19 protein-coding genes are annotated in these 19160 nt (G+C 67.0%); 7 read left to right on the top strand and 12 right to left on the bottom strand.

What is annotated here, in order from left to right; genetic code table 11:
- Positions 1 to 346: 346 nt before the first annotated feature.
- The gene (locus tag FHJ30_RS16990; RefSeq protein ID WP_139030442.1) at positions 347 to 2059 is read right to left on the bottom strand and encodes a DUF5671 domain-containing protein; all 1713 of its coding nucleotides are present in this window, start codon (positions 2057 to 2059) and stop codon (positions 347 to 349) included.
- A complete protein-coding gene (locus tag FHJ30_RS16985) occupies positions 2056 to 2520 on the bottom strand; it encodes a hypothetical protein (RefSeq protein WP_139030441.1) in 465 nt (154 codons plus the stop codon). Before FHJ30_RS16985 ends, FHJ30_RS16990 begins: the two co-directional genes overlap by 4 nt.
- 184 nt (positions 2521 to 2704) lie before the next feature.
- On the opposite strand from FHJ30_RS16985, the gene FHJ30_RS16980 reads away from it, so the two are divergent.
- Together FHJ30_RS16980 and FHJ30_RS16975 are read left to right on the top strand one after the other, a co-directional pair.
- Positions 2705 to 3580 (top strand): phosphatidylinositol-specific phospholipase C/glycerophosphodiester phosphodiesterase family protein, encoded by an 876-nt coding sequence (locus FHJ30_RS16980; RefSeq protein ID WP_139030440.1) that lies wholly within the window; start codon positions 2705 to 2707, stop codon positions 3578 to 3580.
- 55 nt (positions 3581 to 3635) lie between these two features.
- Positions 3636 to 4691: a metallophosphoesterase gene (locus FHJ30_RS16975; protein WP_139030439.1), complete on the top strand. Its 1056-nt coding sequence runs from the start codon at positions 3636 to 3638 to the stop codon at positions 4689 to 4691.
- Positions 4692 to 4783: 92 nt separating this feature from the next.
- Here the strand turns inward: FHJ30_RS16975 and FHJ30_RS16970 are convergent, their stop codons facing one another.
- A complete protein-coding gene (locus FHJ30_RS16970; RefSeq protein ID WP_139030438.1) occupies positions 4784 to 5188 on the bottom strand; it encodes an Hpt domain-containing protein in 405 nt (134 codons plus the stop codon).
- A 194-nt stretch (positions 5189 to 5382) separates the two neighbouring features.
- On the opposite strand from FHJ30_RS16970, the gene FHJ30_RS16965 reads away from it, so the two are divergent.
- Both FHJ30_RS16965 and FHJ30_RS16960 read left to right on the top strand, forming a co-directional pair.
- Entirely contained in the window at positions 5383 to 6177 is a 795-nt protein-coding gene (locus tag FHJ30_RS16965; RefSeq protein ID WP_139030437.1) for an oxygenase MpaB family protein, read from the top strand.
- 98 nt (positions 6178 to 6275) lie between these two features.
- A complete protein-coding gene (locus tag FHJ30_RS16960) occupies positions 6276 to 7127 on the top strand; it encodes a phosphatase PAP2 family protein (RefSeq protein WP_139030436.1) in 852 nt (283 codons plus the stop codon).
- A 132-nt stretch (positions 7128 to 7259) separates the two neighbouring features.
- On the opposite strand, the gene FHJ30_RS16955 is transcribed toward FHJ30_RS16960, so the two are convergent.
- The 3 genes from FHJ30_RS16955 to FHJ30_RS22040 form a co-directional block, all read right to left on the bottom strand.
- Positions 7260 to 7742 carry a hypothetical protein gene (locus FHJ30_RS16955; RefSeq protein ID WP_139030435.1) on the bottom strand — a complete coding sequence of 161 codons (483 nt, stop codon included), beginning with the start codon at positions 7740 to 7742 and terminating at the stop codon, positions 7260 to 7262.
- A complete protein-coding gene (locus FHJ30_RS16950; protein ID WP_139030458.1) occupies positions 7739 to 10147 on the bottom strand; it encodes a molybdopterin oxidoreductase family protein in 2409 nt (802 codons plus the stop codon). The genes FHJ30_RS16955 and FHJ30_RS16950 overlap by 4 nt, the downstream gene beginning before the upstream one ends.
- A 474-nt stretch (positions 10148 to 10621) precedes the next feature.
- Positions 10622 to 11269, bottom strand: coding sequence for an LLM class flavin-dependent oxidoreductase (locus FHJ30_RS22040; RefSeq protein WP_205677054.1), 648 nt, complete (start codon positions 11267 to 11269; stop codon positions 10622 to 10624).
- Between FHJ30_RS22040 and FHJ30_RS16940 the strand changes: the two genes are divergently transcribed.
- Positions 11174 to 11608, top strand: coding sequence for a VOC family protein (locus FHJ30_RS16940; protein WP_139030434.1), 435 nt, complete (start codon positions 11174 to 11176; stop codon positions 11606 to 11608). The two genes, FHJ30_RS22040 and FHJ30_RS16940, sit on opposite strands and share 96 nt — an antisense overlap.
- On the opposite strand, the gene FHJ30_RS16935 is transcribed toward FHJ30_RS16940, so the two are convergent.
- A complete protein-coding gene (locus FHJ30_RS16935; protein ID WP_139030433.1) occupies positions 11605 to 12489 on the bottom strand; it encodes a helix-turn-helix transcriptional regulator in 885 nt (294 codons plus the stop codon). The two genes, FHJ30_RS16940 and FHJ30_RS16935, sit on opposite strands and share 4 nt — an antisense overlap.
- Before the next feature lie 169 nt (positions 12490 to 12658).
- On the opposite strand from FHJ30_RS16935, the gene FHJ30_RS16930 reads away from it, so the two are divergent.
- On the top strand, positions 12659 to 13699 hold the full coding sequence (locus FHJ30_RS16930) for an NAD(P)-dependent alcohol dehydrogenase (RefSeq protein WP_139030432.1): 1041 nt from the start codon (positions 12659 to 12661) through the stop codon (positions 13697 to 13699).
- A 72-nt stretch (positions 13700 to 13771) separates the two neighbouring features.
- On the opposite strand, the gene FHJ30_RS16925 is transcribed toward FHJ30_RS16930, so the two are convergent.
- Positions 13772 to 14806: a nitronate monooxygenase gene (locus FHJ30_RS16925; protein WP_139030431.1), complete on the bottom strand. Its 1035-nt coding sequence runs from the start codon at positions 14804 to 14806 to the stop codon at positions 13772 to 13774.
- Between the two features lie 38 nt (positions 14807 to 14844).
- Positions 14845 to 16044 carry an MFS transporter gene (locus tag FHJ30_RS16920; RefSeq protein ID WP_171059110.1) on the bottom strand — a complete coding sequence of 400 codons (1200 nt, stop codon included), beginning with the start codon at positions 16042 to 16044 and terminating at the stop codon, positions 14845 to 14847.
- A gap of 187 nt (positions 16045 to 16231) precedes the next feature.
- On the opposite strand from FHJ30_RS16920, the gene FHJ30_RS16915 reads away from it, so the two are divergent.
- The gene (locus tag FHJ30_RS16915; protein WP_139030430.1) at positions 16232 to 16717 is read left to right on the top strand and encodes a helix-turn-helix domain-containing protein; all 486 of its coding nucleotides are present in this window, start codon (positions 16232 to 16234) and stop codon (positions 16715 to 16717) included.
- 83 nt (positions 16718 to 16800) lie between these two features.
- Here FHJ30_RS16915 and FHJ30_RS16910 read toward each other — a convergent pair whose 3' ends face one another.
- From FHJ30_RS16910 to FHJ30_RS16900, 3 genes are all read right to left on the bottom strand, one after another.
- A complete protein-coding gene (locus FHJ30_RS16910; protein ID WP_370633146.1) occupies positions 16801 to 17646 on the bottom strand; it encodes a CPBP family intramembrane glutamic endopeptidase in 846 nt (281 codons plus the stop codon).
- A gap of 60 nt (positions 17647 to 17706) precedes the next feature.
- Positions 17707 to 18651 (bottom strand): tetratricopeptide repeat protein, encoded by a 945-nt coding sequence (locus FHJ30_RS16905; protein WP_139030429.1) that lies wholly within the window; start codon positions 18649 to 18651, stop codon positions 17707 to 17709.
- A gap of 103 nt (positions 18652 to 18754) precedes the next feature.
- The gene (locus FHJ30_RS16900; protein ID WP_139030428.1) at positions 18755 to 18952 is read right to left on the bottom strand and encodes a hypothetical protein; all 198 of its coding nucleotides are present in this window, start codon (positions 18950 to 18952) and stop codon (positions 18755 to 18757) included.
- Positions 18953 to 19160: the final 208 nt, after the last annotated feature.

Below are 19160 nucleotides of genomic sequence, written 5' to 3'. Positions count from 1 at the left end.
GTGCTCCCGGAAGAACAGCCGGCCAGGGCCAGCACTGCAGCCAGGGTGCAACCCAGCCAACGCCTGCCGCCCCTTCCCCGCTTGGACACGCCATGGGTTCCATCACCGCGAGCAGCCATCATTGGCCTCCTTTGCCGAGACCAACGCTATGTTCGGGCACAGGAGCCCACTAGGGGATTAGGACCCGCGGACCCCCAGGGAACAAAAGCGCCAACTCGGTCCCAGCGCCGTGAGCCAACAGAACCAGCACCGGCCAGCGTGATGTCCCCAAGCCACCCAGCCGCCGCACCGCATTTTCAATCCCCACGGCGCGCTACCCCGCCTAACCGCTGGACAGAAATTCCGGTTATTTTGGCGGGGTGCGCAGGGGTATGACTTCCAGCTGCGCCGCCGGGCCCAGGACCACCAGGACGTGTTGCGCCGTGACTCCGTCCAGGGCCGCCGCCACCTGGTCCACCGTTCCAGCCGCGGCTGGCGTAGCTGCACCCTCTGAAACGGCACCCGACGCGGGAACAGCGGAGGCGCCGTCGTCCGCGCGCAGCCACAAGGTGACCCTGGCGCCGCCGGTGGCTTCAGCGATGCCCGCGGCCAAGGCCTCGGCGTCTGCTGGTTGCGCGGTTACCAGCGTGACCGCGTCGATGGTGCGCGTCCTGGCGGGCCGCGCAGCGGCGAGGAGGACACGGTCGTGCCGCCACAGGGCGAAGTGGTAGCCGGCCACGAGGCCCGCGGCCACCAGGAGCCCGAAGGGTGCGCGGATGCGGTCCAGGAGGCTGCCGCCGGTGACGTCCCCGAGCAGGAATTCGAAGAGCCGGTAGCCGATCACCAGGAGCGTGACGAGTGCAACCACTGCGCTGACACCGAAGAAGGCAATGAGGTAGATGCGGCGGCCGGGCGGAATGTCCTCGGCAGTCCGCGGCTGCTTCAGGGGCTTCCACGCCAGCCACCAGACCGGTCCGCCCACCAGGAGGGAACTGATGCCGCCAAGCAGCAGGGTCCGCGTGGCCCCTCCTGCCAACGGCGACACGGCCGCAGCCAGCAGCGCGTTGACAACAACACCCACCCCTGAAGCGGCCGCAGCGAGGGCAACTGCCGACGTAACCAGGAGGCTCGCCCGCATGGTGCCGGGGGAGCGGCGGACCGAGACGGCGCGGTGATACCGCCACACCAGCGCCCCCACCAGCGCCCCGGCCATGGCGGGGCCCAACGGCTCAAGCAACTCGCTCATGGGGTTGTTCCGGTCGAACGCCAGCCGCAGGAGCACAAACACCACCACGCCGGCGCCGCCAAGGGCAGTGATGCCGGCAGCGAAAATCCCGACGGCGATCATGATGACGTCAACAAGGCCCGTTTGGAAACGCCGCCCGCCCTCCCTGAACCAGTGCCACCACCACACGACCGCCCCGCCCGCCGCCCACACCAGTGAACGGAGCACGGAGTACCACCAGGGCTCGACCGTGACGGTCAGCGGGAAACCGCGGACCGCGACATCGAGCAGCCCGCCCAAGGCTGCGATGCCTGCGCCGGCACCGAGCAGCAGGCCGAACACGGACCCGACGACGGTCCTCACGTCGTCCAGGTGCGCCGTGGGCTTCTTCGGGTGCTTCCACATCCAAAGGTGCCAGGCCCAGATGGCCGCCCAGACAATGCTGTTGGCGAGCGTGGGCGCCCAATCGTTGCCCCGCTGCCCAATGAATGAGGTTGCCAGCCCCAGGAAGGAGGTGGTGAAGATGATGAGTGAGATGCCGTACATGGCGGTGATGTACAGGCCCCAGCCGCCGGAAGTGCGTTCGGCCTCGTCGTCGAGCCGCCGCCAGACAAACCACCACAAAAGCAGGGCGAGTGGTCCGCCGATCAGGGTGAATGCCAACGATTGGGCCAGTCCGGCCACGTCCGTGGAGGCCAGGACAGCCCCCGAGGTGAACAGGCGTTCGAGCAGCCCGCTGAGGCCGGAAGCCGCGATCACCACCAGGGCAAGCAGAAGGGCGTACTGGATCAGCCGGCGCAGGGCGACCTGGGCGTGGCCCGACGCCGGGGCCGCCAGCTGCGCGGGGGAGGTCATGGCTTCACCGGCATTCCCGAGCAGGCCATCAGCGGGTAGGGCGCCTGGCTGATCTTCCAGTTCCCGTCCGCCTTCACCAGGGTAAAGATGTCCTCCATCTCGTACTCGGAGGGGCCGAACGGCGCTCCCTGGCTCGAGTTGACGATGGATACCTTCACGGTGGCTGACTGGTCCCGCTCCGTCGCCGACACCAGGACAACCCTGGTGGGCCGGGGCTCGCCCGAGAAGGAGCCGCGGCATTCTGTCCGGGCGGAATCGGTGAGGTAGGTCTCTGCTGTGGTGATGTCGCCGTCGATCACCGCCGTACTGTACCGCTGGACGACGCCTGCCGGGCTGGCCTCGTCCAGCGGTTCCGGGGCTCCGCGGGAAAACACCACGGCAAGGGCCACCACCACCAAAACGCCGATGATGCCTAGCAGCACGAGGATGATCCTGTCGGGTTTTCGCGCTGCATCAGTCATGGCGCAAGTATGCCCGCTCCTGGCCGGATCCTGGTGGAGTCTTTAGGCCCGACTCTTCCTGTTCACCGTCCCGCAACCGGGGGGTCCTCAGGTGTTCTTGCGCGCCGACAAGTCTTTTCAGGCACACCTGCCCCAACCCAACAGCCGGGCAGTGAATCCCCACAGCTGTACCAAGGAGAACTTCGTGTTCGTGAAAAGCGCCATCACCGCCCTCGTTGCCCTGGCCTCCCTGACAGGGACCGCCGCAGCCCCCTCGGCCGCAGCCTCCTCGGCCGTAGCCCACACGTCCAGCCCTTCACCCGTCCTGGGACAGCCGCTGGCCGCCGCCCATGCCCACAACGACTACGAGCATGACCGCCCCTTGTTCGACGCCCTGGAGCACGGCTTCACCAGCGTGGAGGCCGACGTATGGTTGGTGGACGGCGAACTGCTGGTGGCGCACGACCTTGAGGACGCGAAGGCCGGCGTCACGCTGGAAAGCCTCTACCTTGACCCGCTGGAAGACCTGGTCCGTGGCCAGCAGGGCCACAGCGTGTACCCGGGCTGGAACGGCAGCCTGCAGCTCCTCATCGACATCAAGAGCGAAGGTGAAGCCACCTACGCCGCCATCGAGCAGGAGCTTGCTGAACACCGCGACATCATGAGCCGCTACAGCCAAGGCAAAACCAAGACCGGTCCCGTCACCGCGGTGATCAGCGGAAACCGTCCCCTCGCCACGATGCAGGCGGAGGACCAGAGGTTCGGGTTCTACGACGGCCGCGCGAGCGACCTCAGCTCCGGGATGCCCGCCACCCTGATGCCGCTGGTCAGCAACAACTGGACGAAGCTCTTCACCTGGCAGGGCGTCGGCCCTATGCCGGAGCTGGAGCGGGCCAAGCTGCACGCCTACGTGGCGACCGCGCACGCCAACGGCTACCGCGTCCGCTTCTGGGCAACCCCGGACCAGGCCGGCGACGCCCGCGACGCCGTCTGGAACGAGCTCTACAACGCCGGCGTGGACCACATCAACACGGACGACCTTGAGGGGCTGCAGCAGTTCTTGACGGCCCGCACGCAGTAACCGCCGGCAGTAACCGCCGGCAGTAACCACCCCGCGCCAGCAGACAGGAAACATCGTGGCTTTGAAGACCCTTGCAACCACAACGACGACGGCGGCCCTCCTTGCGCTCGGCCTCCTGGCCTCCCAGCCGGCAAACGCCGCCGACAACGCCCCCAAGAATGCCGACGGGCACGAAGCCTTCAGCTTCGGAGTCATCGGCGACATCCCCTACGGCGAACAGGAAATCGCGAAGTTCCCGGCCCGCATCCAGGACCTCAACGCGGACCGCAGCCTCGATTTCGTGGCCCACGTCGGTGACATCAAGAACGGATCGTCCGTCTGCTCGGACGGGTACTTTGCCTTCATCCGGGAACAGTTCGACACGTTCGAGCTCCCGCTGGTGTTCACGCCGGGCGACAACGAGTGGGTGGACTGCCACCGCACCAACAACGGCGCCTACAACCCGCTCGAGCGTCTGGACAAGCTGAGGGAAGTGTTCTTCAACGAACCCGGCAAGACCCTCGGCGCCACCATGCCGGTCAAGTCCCAGGAGGCCCTCGGGCTTCCGGAAAATGTCCGCTTCACCGAGAACCGGGTTGCCTTTTCCGTGGTGAACGTCCAGGGCAGCAACAACTCGCTCCAGCCGTGGAGCGGCCTCGGCAAAACTGCCGTGACGCCCGAACAGCAGGCCGAAGTCGAATACCGCACGGAAGCAGTCCTGGACCAGATCCGCGCCACTTTCAGTGACGCCGCCCGGCGCAACGACAGGGCAGTGGTGCTGATGGCCCAGGCCGACATGTTCGATCCCTCGCTGCTGGCTGCCGCCACCGCCAACCCGGCGGCAGTTTCGGGCTTCCGGGAGATCGTGGACGCCATCGTTGAGGAAACGAACCGGTTCGACGGCCCGGTGTACCTCATCAACGGAGACAGCCACGTCTTCGCCGAGAACCAGCCCCTGGCGCCGGGGTCGCCGTGGCTGGATATCTACGGCCAGGATGCGGCAGCTGATGATCTTCAGCGAATCACGGTGGACGGCTCTGCCAACGCCACCAACTATGTGCGGTTCACGGCGTCGGGGAACAGCGCGGCCGGGCCGGTCCTGTCATGGGAAAAGGTTCCCTTCACGCAGTAGTCCCACACCACTGGAGCGGACGACGGCGGGACCTCCCGCCGTCGTCCGCTTGCCTTGTGGAGGGGTGCTGTGACGAAGCCTGCCCGCCCTGTTCAATGCCCTTGTTTCAGGTGGTTCTGCAGGACGTAGACGGTCCGCTGGGCGCACTGCTTGATCCGCCGGAGGTGGTCCGCCGCGACCAGCGGCAGGGCGACGGCCGGGTCCGTGCTCGCGGCCTCGCGGCGCAGGGACTGTTCAAGTTCGGCGGCATACGCTGCCAGCCTCTCCGCCCCCACCATCTGGCTGGAGGTCTTCAGGCTCAGCACCGCGTCCATGGAACCCGTCACGTCGCCGGTAGTGAGCGAAAGGCGCACTTTCTGCAACCGTTGGGGCATCTGCGCGATGAAGTTCTCCACGAAGACCTTCCACACTCCCTCGTCATCCTCGAGATCGTCGCGCAGGCGCTCCAGCACTGCGGGGTCCAGGAGTGGCCGGGCATAGGCGTCCGGCTGCGTCACCGGAGGGCCTCCGTGCCATTCATGACCGCCCCCTTCACAGCCGGAACACCCGCGGTGTTTTCCCGCAGGGCTTTTGAAGGACGGTACGTGCAGTCAGGGTGGAGGGCACGAGTGGTGGGTACTCGATTTTTCGCGCGTACTGTTCGCGCCCGCCGGCATCGTCGGTCCTTGCGCACCTCCGGTAGCCTGATGCAATGGTGGGTGGAATTGCCGAATTGGGTGCAGAGGCCATCCTGCTTGCCGGAGCAGGGCGGGCCATTCTGCTGCAGCTTGCCGAACCCGGGGTGGCGCGCGGCGTCGCCGAGCACAGCACGTTTACCGACCGCCCCGTCAACAGGCTCAAGGGCACGCTGACCTATGTCTATGCCGTGGTTTACGGCACCGACGAGCAGGTGAGGGAGGTCCGGCGCAGGGTGAACCGTGCCCACGTCCCCGTGCACGGGACCGCCGACGGCAGGTCACCCGGCTACAACGCCTACGATCCCGAGTTGCAGTTGTGGGTGACGGCCACGCTCTACGACACCGCCGTGACCATCATCGAGAAGATCTACGGACCGCTCGACGACGAATCCGCCGACGCCATGTACCGCGACTACGCGAAGCTTGGGACAGCCCTCCAGCTGCCCGAGCAGATGTGGCCCGAGGACAGGGCGGCGTTCGCCCGCTACTGGGACGGGCGGATCCGCGCACTCCGGGCCGACGAGAATGCGGTGCGCTTTGGCCGGGGCCTGCTGTACCCCAGGCATGCAGCGCTGTGGTACCGCGCCATCATGCCGTTCGCCAGGTTCCTCACGGCGGGCCTCCTGCCGTACCAGTTGCGCAGCGATTTCGGCCTGCCATGGAGCGACAGCCGTGAGCGGCGCTTCAAGCGCACCTTCCAGATCCTGGCCGTGACCTATCCGAAGCTGCCCCAGGGCATCCGGCACTGGTTCAAGGACTACTGCCTGGACCAGCTCAAAACCCCGTCCCGCCAGGCAGTGGATGCGTAGCTCCACACCGCTGGAGGACCGGCTCCACGAACGCGCCCGCGGAACAAGGTAAGGTTGCTTACTAACTTCTGATCTCCCGCAGGGAAGGGCCAAACGACATGGCTGCAGGCAAGAATCCGCCCCACACAGCTGCGGCCCAGACAGGGGTTAAAGGCGAAGTCCACCAGGACCGCTTTGTCGGCGGGCAGGACCTCACCCGGTGGGATACCCGGCCCGGCCGGCTCCTGGCGTCCATGGCCCAACGCATCAGCCGCCTGTTCGGGTCCCATGCGGTGCTGGTCCTCACCTTGGCTGTCGGGGCGGCGCTGGCGGTGTCGTTGGCCGCGGTTTTTGCGCAGGTCTACGAATCCGTCGTCGAAGCCGATGGCGTGGCCGGGCTCGACCATCCCGTCCTGGACGGCGCAAAAACGCTCAGGTCTCCGGGCCTGGACCTCCTCATCACCGCCTACACGGACATTGGCGGAACTGTCGGCATGCCAGTGCTGGCCTTGGCCGTCATGGCCGGGCTCGCGTTGAAGCGCCGGTCCCTGACCCCTGTCATCCTCATGCTCGTTGCCGGGCTGGGTTCACTGCTGATGACCATCGCGGGCAAAGAACTGGTGGGCAGGACCAGGCCGGACCTGGCAGATGCCGTCCCGCCCTACGAGTACTCGGCCTCATTCCCCAGCGGCCACTCCCTGAACTCGGTGGTGATCGCCGGGATCGTGGCTTACCTGGTTATCCTCCGGCTCACCACGGCCAGCGCCCGGGTACTTACGGCAGTGGTGGCGGCGGTTTTTGCGGCGACCATGGGGCTAAGCCGCGTCTACCTCGGCCACCACTGGCTTACCGACGTGCTGGGCGCGTGGGCACTTGGAGCGGCCTGGCTGGCCCTGGTAATCACTGCCCACCGCCTCTACCTCACCACCCGGGTGCACCCAGCGGCCCAGGCTCCGGCGTCCAACCCCTGACCCGCCCAGCCATACCCTGCCCTGCTAATCCGCAGCGTGCCCAGGGACAGGCCGCCCCATGCCCAACCAGGTAGCGCTAAGTGTCGTTTTGAAGGGTCAAAACGACAATTAGCGCTACTTAGTTGGGAGGGGTCAGCTGATGAGGACCTGGGTGGAGCTTTCCTTGAGCTTGGCGTTGGCCCACTTGGCCTGGCGGAGCGTTTCCGGGTGGCACCTCTTCGCCACCTCAAGCAGGCCGGTGTGCTTGATTCCCTGTGCGGCCTGCGCCAGCATCTCCCAGTCCAGGGATACCCCGGAGGCCTTGAGGTAGATTTCCCGCAGGTCCTGCAGCAGGAGCAGCCCGGCGTCCTTGTCGCGTCCCAGGAGTTCGCTGCCCTTCTCCCGCAGCTTCATGCCCACGTTGCTTTCATCCGCAGGCTCCGGATCCAGGTCCTGGCCGTAGTCGTTTGCGACGGCGGCCAACTGCCGGAGGTGGTCCCGCGACCAGTCCGCCAGGTCGCGGGCCAGGTAAAAGACTTCGTGGTCCACCTTGTGGCGTTCCGAAACGTGCAGCAGTGCGTGCACCAAGTCTGTCTCGGAACGGTGCAGTTCTTTCAGGACCAACCCGATCTTCACTGCGCACCCCCGGCTGCCGGCGCCTCCACAGGGGCGGATGCGGTGATGGCCGGTGCGGGCGCCGGGCCGTCCCCGGTCCCGACCCGGACCAGCCTGGCCGCAGCCGTCTTGAAGATGGGCTGTTTGGAGGCTGCGTCCCAGTCCGTGATGGTGAGCTCGTTGGCTGCCCGCCCGTGGCCCGCCGGTTCCTTCCCGCCCGCAGTGTCCCAGTAGCCGTAGTGGAACGGCAGGAAGACCACCCCGCGCCGGATTCCGCTGACCCTGGCCTGGGCACGCACCGTGCCCCGGGGAGTGGTGATGTCCACAACGTCTCCTTCCGCGACTCCATACGTGCCGGCGTCGGCCGCGGAAACCTCAGCCCATACCTCCGGTGCCGCTGACTGCAGCTCCGGCGCCCGTCCCGTCTTTGTCCTGGTGTGGAAGTGGTAGAGCGTGCGGCCGGTGATCAGCTGCAGCGGGAAGTCCTCGCTGGGCAGCTCGTGCGCCGGCAGGTACTTGGCGGCCTTAATGATGGCTTTCCCTTCGGGGTTCAGGCCCTTGTATTCGTCCGGCTCCACGGGCGCTCCAGTGACCAGGTCCCGGCCATACGTCTCGCAGTAGTCAGGCTGGGCCCAGAATTTGCCGTCAGCGTAGAGCCGTTCTGTCCCCTCGGGGTTGGCGGAATTGCAGGGCCATTGGATTCCGGTCCCGCCGCGCAGCTTCGCGTAGCCCAGCCCGGTGTAGTCGCACGGACGGCCCCGGCTGCATTCCTTCCAGGCCTCGAAGGCCGCTTCCGGGTTGTCCCACTTCACCAGCGGCCTGCCGTCCTTGTCCTTGAGTTCCATCCGCCGCGCGTAGTCCAGGAAGATGTCCAGGTCCGGCTTCGCTTCGCCCGGCGGGTCCACTGCCTTCTCCGAGAGGTGGACTGTGCGGTCCGCATTGGTGAAGGTTCCGGTCTTTTCACCCCAGGTGGCGGCGGGAAGGACCACATCGGCCAGCTGCGCGGTTTCGGAGAGGAAGATGTCCTGGACCACCAGGAACAGCCGGTCCTGGGAGAGGATGGACCGGATGCGCGCCAGTTCCGGCAGCGACACCGCTGGGTTGGTTCCGCTGACCCACAGCATCCGGATGGAGCCGTCCTCCGCGTAGCGCATCATCTGCATCACGTGCGTTGGCGGTGACTGGTGCGGGATGGCCATCGGGTCAACGTTCCACACCCGGGCCAGGTCCTCGACGTGGGAGTCATTGGACCAGTTGCGGAAGGCGGGAAAGTCGCCGTCCGCGCCGCATTCGCGGGTGTTCTCTGCGCTGGGCTGCCCGTTCATCTGCAAAATGCCGCAGCCCGATTTGCCCAGCATGCCCCGGATGATGTTCAGGTTGTTCACCTGGACCGCGGCGGCCGTTGCCTGGTGGGACTGGTAGAAGCCCTGCAGCACAGTGGAGAGGAGGCGTTTAGCCTGGCCCAGGATCCGTGCAGCTTCGCGGAGGTCTTCTTCCGGCACGTCACAGATTCCAGCCACGACGGCGGGGGTGTAGTTCTTCACCCGTTCCACCAGGTCCGGGTACCCCACTGTGTGCTCCCGGATGTAGGAAGAGTCCACCCACCCGTTGGCGATGATCTCGTGGAGCAGGGCATTCATCAGCGCCACGTTCGTTCCCGGCCGCGGTGCCAGGTGGACTGTTGCTGCCTTCGCCACGGGCGTGGGCCGGGGATCAACGCAGATGATCTGCGGCGGGTTTGGTCCTGCGAGGCGGTCCAGGATCCGGGTCCAGAGCACGGTCTGCGTTTCCGCCATGTTGTGGCCGAAGAGGGCGATGACGTCCGCGTGGTCGATGTCCGTATAGCTGCCGGGCTGCCCGTCGCAGCCGAACGATTCCTTCAACGCCTCAGCCGCCGTCGCCGTGCACAGCCTGGTGTTGCCGTCCACATGGCTGGTGCCCAGTCCGCCATGCGCAATCAGGCCCAACGTGTAGTACTCCTCAGCGAACAGCTGGCCCGTGGTGTAGAAACCGATGGCGCTCCCGCCCTGTTCCGCCATCAGCTCCTTGCTCCTGGCCACAACACGGTCCATGGCCGTGTCCCAGTCGGTTTCCACCAGGCGCCCGTTCTCACGGACCAGGGGCGTGGTCAGCCGGTCCGGGGACGCATTCGCCTGCCACCCGTATAGGTCCTTGGGCCCTAGCCTGCCCCGGTTCACCCGGTCCCCGGCCCGCCCCCTGACCCCGGCAATCTTCCCGTCCTTCACGGCGATGTCCATCGCGTCACCGTTGGAGTGGAGCAGGGAGGCCGCCTGGACCCACCGGTCCACGCCAGAGGGTTCCAGGCCCTCCGCAAGATGCGAATCCACGCGCACGGGCCACTCCTGGCCCGGGCCATACGGGGTCCGGGTTCCCCACGGTTCGGTGATCCTGTCCACTCCGGCCACAGCAGTCCTCCGGTCATCCAGCTGGAACACTCGGCCCGGGCGGCGCCGGAGCCACTTGTGCCCCGACTCTACGGAGGCAGGCGATGCGCCACAAGAGCCCGGGCCCGGCCACCCTGGACAGCTGCTCTTGGCCCTATTGCTGTACCGGCTTTTCGGACGGTCCAGGCCGAAGGGCCCACGCAGGGCCCCACTGGTGTATTCAGTGCGGAAGAGTCCGCGGGACTGCAGGATGGGAACCACTTCGTCCGCGAAAGCCTCGAAACCACCGGGCAGCCACGGCGGCATGATGTTGAACCCATCCGCTGCCCATCTTCGAACCAGCGCTGGATCTCGTATGCAACCTGCACCGGTGTTCCGGCAAAGACGTAATGCCCGCGGGCACCGGCAAAACGGTGCAGCAGCTGGCGGACCGTGGGGTTCTCCCGGTGGATGACGTCGAGGAGCAGCTGGCTGCGGCTTCCAGCCCGCCCCACTTCAGCGAGGAGCTCCGGCGGGAAGGCCTTGTCCAGCGTTACGCCGTCCAGGCCGACGCCCAGCAGCTTGCGCAGGATGCCCAGCCCCGTACGCCGGCTGCGTCAGCTCGTCGAGCTCCTGCTTGAGGGCGCGGGCCTCCGCCTCGGTGGAACCCAGGTAGGGGCTCATGCCCGGCAGGGCCAGGAGCTGCTTGGGGTTCCGGCCGTTGGCGGCCGTCAAAGCCTTGATGTCGGCGTAGAACCCCTGGGCGCCATGCAGGGTCTGGTGGGCGGTGAACACAGCCTCGGCGTGCTGGGCTGCAAAAGCCTTCCCGTCGACGGAGGACCCGGCCTGCACGAACACCGGCCTGCCCTGCGGGGACCGCGGCGTGTTCAGCGGACCAGCTACCCGGAAGAACCCGCCCTCATGCTCAATCGGGTGGATCCGGGAGGTTTCGGCAAAACTCCGGTGCCGGCGTCGGCCACAACAGTCGCGTCCTCCCAGCTGTCCCGCAACGCCTGTTAGCGTGACGGGCGGCGGGGGCGGAAGCAGTTTGGTCTGTATGCTGGCCGAATGACGGCACCCCAGATCTATGTCAGCTTCCCCGGTACAGCCCGTGAAGCGCTTGGCTTCTATGCGGACGTTTTCGGCGGAGAGCTCTTCCTGCACACTTACGAGGACTTCGGCCGCACTGACGGGCCTGCCGGCGCCATCGCCCATGGGGTGCTCAAGGGCGTGGTTGCCGTGGCGGGTTCGGATACGGCAGAAGGCCAAAAGAGCGTCCGGCTTGAGGGCGTCATGCTCTCACTGCTGGGAACGGCGGAGCCGGAGGTCCTCCATGAGTGGTTCGACAAACTCGGCGCTGGCGGCCAGGTGGTCGACCCTCTCGGCCCCAAGCCCTGGGGCGCCTCGGACGGCCAGGTGATTGACCGCCACGGGCTCCACTGGCTCATCGGGTATGAATCGGGGCTCCAGCCTGCGGAGCCCGGCCAGGCCGGCGAAGCCTAGCCCCGTGCGTGTGCCTGGGCTGTCTCGGCGATCTTCTCCGTGGCGGCCCAGGAGGCGAGAAGCTTCAGTGCCTCCTCGGAGGGGCTGCCCGGGGTGGCGGGATAGACCGTGAGCGAATGCCCCGGGTCCTCTTCCAGCCCCAGGACCTGGTAGTTCAGGTCGAGCAGACCCACCACCGGGTGCCGGAAAAGCTTTGTCCCGGCGTAGTGCCGCCGGACATTGTGTGCTGCCCAGCGTGTGCGGAATTCGTCGCTGCGCATGGACAGTTCCCCGATAAGTTCCGCGATGCCCTTGTCATGCGGGTTGCGGCCCGCTTCCCGGCGCAGGATGGCCACGTTAGTGCTGGCCGCCCGCTCCCAATCCGTGTAGAAGTTGTGCGCCCGGGGGTCCAGGAAGATGAAGCGTGAATGGTTGGCCGGGCGCGTGGGGCCCCGGTACATGTCCGAGTACAGGGCGTAGCCGAGCGCGTTGGCGGCCACGATGTCCATCCTGTTGTTTCCGATGAAGGCCGGTGCTCCCGTGATTGCGTCCAAGAGGTACTGCAGTTCAGGGCGCGCCCCCGCTGGCGCCGCGCTCGCGGCACGTTTCCGGCCGGACAGGTTGGCAGTCCTTGCCAGGTCATACAGGTGGTCGTGCTCCGCACGGTCCAGTTCCAGGGCACCGGCGATGGCATCGAGGACGCTGTCCGAGACGCCCGTGAGGTTTCCGCGTTCCAGCCGCGTGTAGTAGTCAACGCTGACGCCGGCGAGCCTGGCCACTTCTTCCCTGCGGAGCCCGGGGACGCGGCGGCGCCCGCCGTAGGGTTCAATTCCTGCCTGCTCGGGCGTGATGCGCCCACGGCGGGTGGACAGAAATTGCCGTACCTCGGCTCGGGTATCCATAAAGGACACGTTACGACGAATCGGGTGCCAACCGAGGAGTATCACGGCCGAAGGTAGGACTGCCAAGACTAGGTACAGCAGGGCCACGCTGGCCGGCCCATTCCAGGGTTACATCGAGAACACCCCCCTGTAGCATCGAAATATCCCCCCAACAGACCTCAGGAGACCCATGACCACCGTCAAGGCCTATGTATCCCCGTCCTCGACTGAGGACCTCATTGCCACCACCATCGAACGCCGGGCCGTTGGCCCCAACGACGTCCTGATCGAGATCAAGTTCGCCGGCATCTGCCACTCAGACATCCACACCGTCCGCGGCGACTGGGGCCCGCAGCAGTACCCGCTGGTTCCAGGCCACGAAATCGCGGGCGTGGTCACCGAGGTGGGTTCCGCCGTCACCAGGCACGCCGTGGGCGACCGCGTCGGAGTCGGCTGCATGGTCAACTCCTGCAAGGAGTGCGCCAACTGCCTGGAAGGCGAGGAGCAGTACTGCCTCAAGGGCAACGTCGGCACTTATGGCGCCGTGGACCGCGACGGTACCATCACCCAGGGCGGCTACTCCACCCACGTTGTGGTGACCGAAGACTTCGTGGTCCGGATTCCCGAAGGCATCGAGCTCGACGTCGCCGCGCCGCTGCTGTGCGCCGGCATCACCACGTACTCGCCGCTGCGGCACTGGGGTGCGGGACCCGGCAAGAAGGTTGCCGTCGTCGGACTCGGCGGGCTGGGCCACATGGCCGTCAAGCTTGCCCACGCGATGGGCGCCGAGGTGACCGTGCTGTCGCAGTCGCTGAAGAAGCAGGAGGACGGCCTCAAGCTGGGCGCCGACCACTATTACGCCACCAGCGACGAGAACACCTTCAAGGACCTCGCCGGCAGCTTCGACCTGATCATCAACACGGTCAGCGCCTCGATCGACATCAGCTCCTACCTGCAGCTGCTGAAGCTCGACGGCGCACTGGTGAACGTCGGCGCCCCGGCCGAGCCGCTTCCCGTCAACGCCTTTGCCCTGATTGGCGGACGCCGCTCCTTCGCCGGTTCCATGATCGGCGGCATCCGCGAGACCCAGGAGATGCTGGACTTCTGTGCCGAGCACGGCCTGGGTGCCGAGATCGAGGTTATTCCGGCGGAGAAGATCAACCAGGCCTACGAGCGCGTCCTGGCGTCGGACGTCCGCTACCGCTTCGTGATTGACACCGCCACCCTCTAACCTGAGGCAGGCGTGCGGCGGGCCGGCTCCGGAAGGGGCCGGCCCGCCGTCGTCCGCTGCCAGGTGCACTGCCTAGGGCCGCAGGCTGGCGAGGATCTCTTTGGCAGGTCCGGCGATGGTGCGCCGGAAGCCGGTCCCGGCCCACAGGTTCAGCCAGTCCGGCTCCCCGGCAGCGGCGGCTGCGGCGCGCAGGGGAGTGGTGAGGTGGTGGATCTCCGGATACCCGTAGGGAGCCTCGCCGTCATGGCGGCGCATGAACCCGTTGTGGAGGCCGCGGGCGGTCCTTCCCGAGAAGGCGCGGGTGACGGCCGTGGTGGTGAACTGCTCCGAGGTGAGGGCTGTTCGATGGGCTGCCTTGGTGCCCGCTTCGTCGGCCCGCAGGAACGCCGTACCGGCCTGGACTGCCGCCGCGCCCCGGGAGAGAGCGGCCCGTGTATCCTCCGCGGTGACGATTCCGCCCGCTGCAACCAGGGGTGCGCCGAGGCCGGACAGCTCCGCCAGGATCTCATGGAGCGGTACGTCCGGGGCGGGGCCGGCGGCCTCGAACGTCCCCCGGTGGCCGCCGGCTTCCGGTCCCTGCACGCAGAGCGCGTCAACACCGGCGTCCAGCGCGCGCCCCGCTTCCGGCATGGACGTCACCGTGGCCAGGACGTAAACGCCCCGCGCCTGCAGGGCGGCAACCACTTCTGGGTCCGGAAGATCGAAAGTGAAGGAGACGACGGCGGGCGCCTCCTTCAGCAGGACGTCCACTTTGGCGTCCCAGCCGTCATCGTCGTGGCGAGGATCGCCGAGGGTAACCCCAAAGCGGGCGGCGTCAGGCGCCAAGGAGCGGGCATACCGCTCCACCTCGTCCGGGTTGGCCACCGACGGCTGGGGAACGAACACGTTGACCCCGAAGGGGGCTCCGGTGAGCTCCCTTGTTGCTTCGATCTCAGCGAGCAGGGCGCCGGCGCTCTTGTACCCTGCGGCAAGGAAACCCAGCCCGCCGGCCGAGCTCACCGCCGCCGCAAGCCGGGGAGTGGAGGGTCCGCCCGCCATCGGCGCCTGGATGACAGGCAGCGCCAAGGCGGAGAGGTCGAATCGGGATGTACCCCGGGGTCCAGGCATGGTGCTTCACCGCTTTCGTGTTGTGTTCCGACTGTATGTCAGGCGGCCGCACGGCTGCGCGGTGCCAGCTGATTCACCAGGCTCACCGCGCAGAGGAGCACCGTGGCTGCGCCGTAGGTGACGAGTGCCGGCACCAGGCCAAGCGGCGCGGCAAGCTGGCCCACCAGGATGACTGGAACGCTGAAGGCGAGGTAGGCCACGATGTACAGCGAAGCCACCACGCCTCCCCTTTCCTGTGCGGGCGCCAGCGGAATAATCAGCCGAAGGGCGGCGGTGAAGGCGGCGCCGAAGCCGAGTCCGCCGATGACCTGCCCGGCAATCATCACGCCGAGGCTGCCGCCGGCGATGCCTGCCAGCATCCCGGCCATCCCGGCAGCTGCGGCAACAATGCCCAAAATCAGTCCTTTCCGGGCAGCTGTCCCGGCAAGTGCCAGCCCGGCCACGGCGGCGGCTGCCGGGCCGATGAAGCTGCTGAACCCGTTCAGGAGTCCGCTGTCCAGCTGGAAGACGGTGCGGATGATCGACGGCGCCAGGCCCAGGGACAGGCCGCCCACCATCCAGGCGGCCGCGATGGCGGGGGCGGCTGCGATGAACTCCCGCCGTACGGCGGGCGGGACCGCGGCCTGGGGCAGGAGGGAGCGGAGGGCGCCGGGCATCCGCTGGCCGCCGTCGCGGGTAAAGGCTGCGACGGCGATGCCCAGGACGGTGATGGCGGCCAGGACGGTGAAGATCAGGACGCCCGGCCGGGGCACGAATTCGATGGCAACCCCCGAAAGCAGGGCGCCAACAGCCAGCCCGCCCGCCATTCCCACGCTGCCAAGGATGGTTCCGAGCTTCTTGCGGTGTGCCGGAGCGAGTTCCACCAGGGCAGCCGCGAAGGTACTCGTGGCCGCTCCCGTGGCGATGCCCTGGACAACGCGCGCGGCAATAACCACGCCGATATCGTCCGCCACCAGGAATGCGACGAGGGCAGCAAGCTGGATCAGCAGCGCCCCGAGCAGGACGGGGCGCCGGCCGACATGGTCGCTCAGGGAGCCAACGGTGAGCAGGGCGCCGAGGAACCCGGCGGCATAGACGGCGAAGGCCCAGGCCAGTTCCGGGGCGTCGAAGTGCCACTGCTGCTGGTAGTGCACCAGCAGGGGGACGGGTGCCCCAGCGGCAAGATACAGGCTGATGAAGGCGGCTGCGTTGCCGGTGAAGGCAACGCCTTCGGGCAGGACGTATTGGGGCTTGTGCATGGCGGGTGGTTGATCGGACAGGGCAGGGGCTGACGGCATGGGGAACTCCGGGGTTGGGGGCGCCGGGGGAGCGGCTGCTGCGGTGCGGTATCCATCGGGCGAGGACCGCTTCGCCCAAACTACTAGCTTTCTTTAAGAAAGTAAATAAGCTTGCTCTAAGATAGTTAGTGTCCTGAGGAGGAATGCCATGCCGCTTCGCACCAGTTGGTCAGGTGACAATTGCCCCATTGCCCGCGCAGCTGATGTCTTTGCCGATCCGTGGTCCCTGCTGGTGCTGCGCGAAGTCTTCATGGGGAACAGGAGGTTCGACGGCATCAAGAAAGCGCTGAAGGTGGCGGACAACGTCCTGAGTGAACGGCTGCGGCGCCTGGTGGAGGCGGACATCCTGGTAGCTGAGCCCTACAGCGCCGGAGTCCGGCCGCGGAATGAATACCGCCTCACGGCCGCGGGGGCGGATGCGCTTCCAGTCCTGCACGCCCTCACGGCCTGGGCCCAGCGGAACACCGATTCCCCGAGCGGAAGGGCCCTGCGGATCGTTTGCACCAGGTGCGGCTCCGAGTCCGCTTCCGGGACGTGGTGCCAGTCCTGCGGCAAGGACCTGACGGCGGAAACCACAGCCTGGGACCATCCCAAGACCCCCGGTGAGCTCATCGAGCTCGGCGCGGCGACCTAGGGCTTCATCATTCCGGCGGCGGTGCCCCGGGCAGGTAGCCAGCCCGGCTCTGGCAGCGGAAGTGTACTGCTCCGATGCGCCCATCAGTACAGGAAAATGTTGATCCACTCGCGGTTGTGCGCGTGGATCAGGACCAGGAACAACACAAAGTCGAACAACAGGTGGACGCTCACGATGTAGGACAGTGACTTGGTCACCGTGAAAAGCCGGGCCTGCAGCAGGGCAAACGGGAAGATGAAGAAGGGCGCCCAGGCGTGGAAGCCGAGTTCCCAGAGGAACGACGTGAAAAGGACCGCCTGCAGCAGGTTGGCCTGCCAGTCCGGGAGGTGCCGGCGCAGCAGGGTGAACGCGGTGCAGATGAAGAAGAGTTCGTCCCAGATGCCCAGCACGTTGGTGCCCAGGAAGAGCCGGGCGATGCCGTCCGGGTCGCTGACCGCCGGCCAGTTGTTGTAAACCCCGGTGCGGATCATGTACACGGGCATCAGGGCGTAGCCGATCACCAGGACGGCGGGCAGGTACCATTTTTCGGCGCGCGTCCACGGGGTTCCGGTCCTGATGGGGAACCGGATGGCGTGGTCCTTGGTGACGAAGCGTGAGACAGAGTAGGGGATGCCGACGGCGAGGACCATGGCCGTTCCCATCACCACCATATGCTCGGTGCTGATGTCCGTGGTGATGGGGACCAGGCTCATGGCCGTCAGCCCCACCCCGATCAGCGCAAAGTCAACCAGGAGGCGGCGGCCGATGAAGCCGGCCACGAAAAGCGCGGCGGCCAGGAGCAGGAATCCGAAGAGGCGGTCCTGCCACGCGAAGAGCAGGAAGCCCGACGCCGACACAAGGGCCGCAGGGACCACGGCTAGTGGCGTCGTTGCTGGCTTTTCCGCTCCTGCCGGACCGGTTTCGGCCCGCGCCTGTGGTTGCTGCCTCATGGTTGCCTTTGGTGCTTGGGTGGCGCGCTTCCGCCTGACCCCACAAATTTTACGTGCCGCTCACCAGAGCAGGGCAAGGTCCACCGCTACCGCGGGCCTCGCCGCCGCCCAGCCTGCCACCACCTCCGTCAGCTCCGGTTCCCGTCCCGCAAGCCCCAGCAACGTCCCCTCTGATTGCGCGGGCGGGTGGTCATGGCTTGTGTCCGGGGAGCCGTGGGAACACTCCGGGCACATGGCGCGGATGCCGGACCAGTCGTCCATGCCAAGGCCGCGGATTTCCAGGAGTTCGGACAGCTCCTGGAGGTCGTCCTGCGACGCTCCTGAAACCGCCGCCTGCCAGGTGGGCATGCCGGAGTCCTCTAAGCGCTGGAGCTGGTCAAACACGGCGACTTCGCGGTCGCCAAGCCGCCGTGTTCCCTTCGGCTCGCCATCGTGCAGGATAACGTCCCCGAAGCGGTGGCCGGACTCCGGGAGCGGGACGTTCGAGATCACCGCATGGGCGGGGCTCCTGCGCCGGCACCACACCACCTCCGGGGATCCGGCGGAGGGCATCACCTGGTGCGGAAGGCTGGGCTGGCCAGGGTTCAGCCTCACCGGTGCCAGCCCGAAATCACCGTCGATGGGCTCCGTGCCGCTTCCGAGCCCGTCCACGCCGTACGCAGTCCAGGCCCTTCGCGCGGTGGCCCAGTCGCCCAGTGCCGTTGCCGCAATGCCCAGGTTCCATGCCGCCGGATTTACGCCGTCGAACGCTTCGGCGTCTTCCGGCGTAAAGAGCTCAAGGGCGCGCGCGCTGCGTTCGCAGCTTTCGGCCCAGTTCCCCAGCGCCTTGGAGAGGAGCCCCGCGTAGAACCAGCTGAAATAGGAACGCGGGGTCAGCTCCAGCAGTTCGGCGGCAAGCGCCGCCGCCCGCTCCGCGTCACCGGCCTCGTCCGCAGCCGTCCAGTCCCGCCAGACCTCGCCCGGGCCGCGCCGCTTCCCAAGCCCCCGCCACGTGCGCATCCTCATGCCTCCAGTATGCCGGGCAGCAAGCTTGCGGGGCGGCGCTTAACGGAAGCGGACGACGACGGGAGGTCCCGGCGTCGTCCGCTTGCGTTGTGGGCGTGGCCGCTTAGGCGGAGGCCAGCGCCTGCCCCTCGCCGCGCAGGCTCAGGGTAAAGGTGTTGGGGCCGCTGCAGGTGACCGCGACGCGGCAGGTGGTGGTGTTGTGCCGCGCGGAAAGGTCGCTGACCGCGGAATCCAGAGTGTGGTGGAGCGTGGACCGGTCCCAGATTTTGAGGGTCACGGAGTCATTGGCATCGAACGTCATTATTCAACTTCCATTTCTTGCGGTTGGCGGCCTGGAATCTTCATTGCCCGGGCCGTGTCCTCGTCTATGAGGACGACTGCAGGTGGGAAAGCGCATTCCCCTGCCATAGTGGCGGTTGCCGGAAAGGTTGGCAACTGAATACGGTCCGATGTGACTAAGCACACCGGCCATCGGCGGACTGCGGATTTCTTTGGGTGCAGGGCCGCCG

It is taken from the genome of Arthrobacter sp. BB-1, assembly GCF_006151685.1.
In the GTDB taxonomy this organism is placed as follows: domain Bacteria; phylum Actinomycetota; class Actinomycetes; order Actinomycetales; family Micrococcaceae; genus Arthrobacter.
This window is presented reverse-complemented; position numbering and strand designations above follow the sequence as displayed.

Bases quoted from the DNA above. Each gene is read 5' to 3' on its own strand.
- FHJ30_RS16990 (WP_139030442.1), bottom strand. From the start codon at position 2,059: ATGACCTCCCCCGCGCAGCTGGCGGCCCCGGCGTCGGGCCACGCCCAG.
- FHJ30_RS16985 (WP_139030441.1), bottom strand. From the start codon at position 2,520: ATGACTGATGCAGCGCGAAAACCCGACAGGATCATCCTCGTGCTGCTA.
- FHJ30_RS16965 (WP_139030437.1), top strand. From the start codon at position 5,383: ATGGTGGGTGGAATTGCCGAATTGGGTGCAGAGGCCATCCTGCTTGCC.
- FHJ30_RS16960 (WP_139030436.1), top strand. From the start codon at position 6,276: ATGGCTGCAGGCAAGAATCCGCCCCACACAGCTGCGGCCCAGACAGGG.
- FHJ30_RS16940 (WP_139030434.1), top strand. From the start codon at position 11,174: ATGACGGCACCCCAGATCTATGTCAGCTTCCCCGGTACAGCCCGTGAA.
- FHJ30_RS16935 (WP_139030433.1), bottom strand. From the start codon at position 12,489: ATGGATACCCGAGCCGAGGTACGGCAATTTCTGTCCACCCGCCGTGGG.
- FHJ30_RS16930 (WP_139030432.1), top strand. From the start codon at position 12,659: ATGACCACCGTCAAGGCCTATGTATCCCCGTCCTCGACTGAGGACCTC.
- FHJ30_RS16925 (WP_139030431.1), bottom strand. From the start codon at position 14,806: ATGCCTGGACCCCGGGGTACATCCCGATTCGACCTCTCCGCCTTGGCG.
- FHJ30_RS16920 (WP_171059110.1), bottom strand. From the start codon at position 16,044: ATGCACAAGCCCCAATACGTCCTGCCCGAAGGCGTTGCCTTCACCGGC.
- FHJ30_RS16915 (WP_139030430.1), top strand. From the start codon at position 16,232: ATGCCGCTTCGCACCAGTTGGTCAGGTGACAATTGCCCCATTGCCCGC.
- FHJ30_RS16910 (WP_370633146.1), bottom strand. From the start codon at position 17,646: ATGAGGCAGCAACCACAGGCGCGGGCCGAAACCGGTCCGGCAGGAGCG.
- FHJ30_RS16905 (WP_139030429.1), bottom strand. From the start codon at position 18,651: ATGAGGATGCGCACGTGGCGGGGGCTTGGGAAGCGGCGCGGCCCGGGC.
- FHJ30_RS16900 (WP_139030428.1), bottom strand. From the start codon at position 18,952: ATGACGTTCGATGCCAATGACTCCGTGACCCTCAAAATCTGGGACCGG.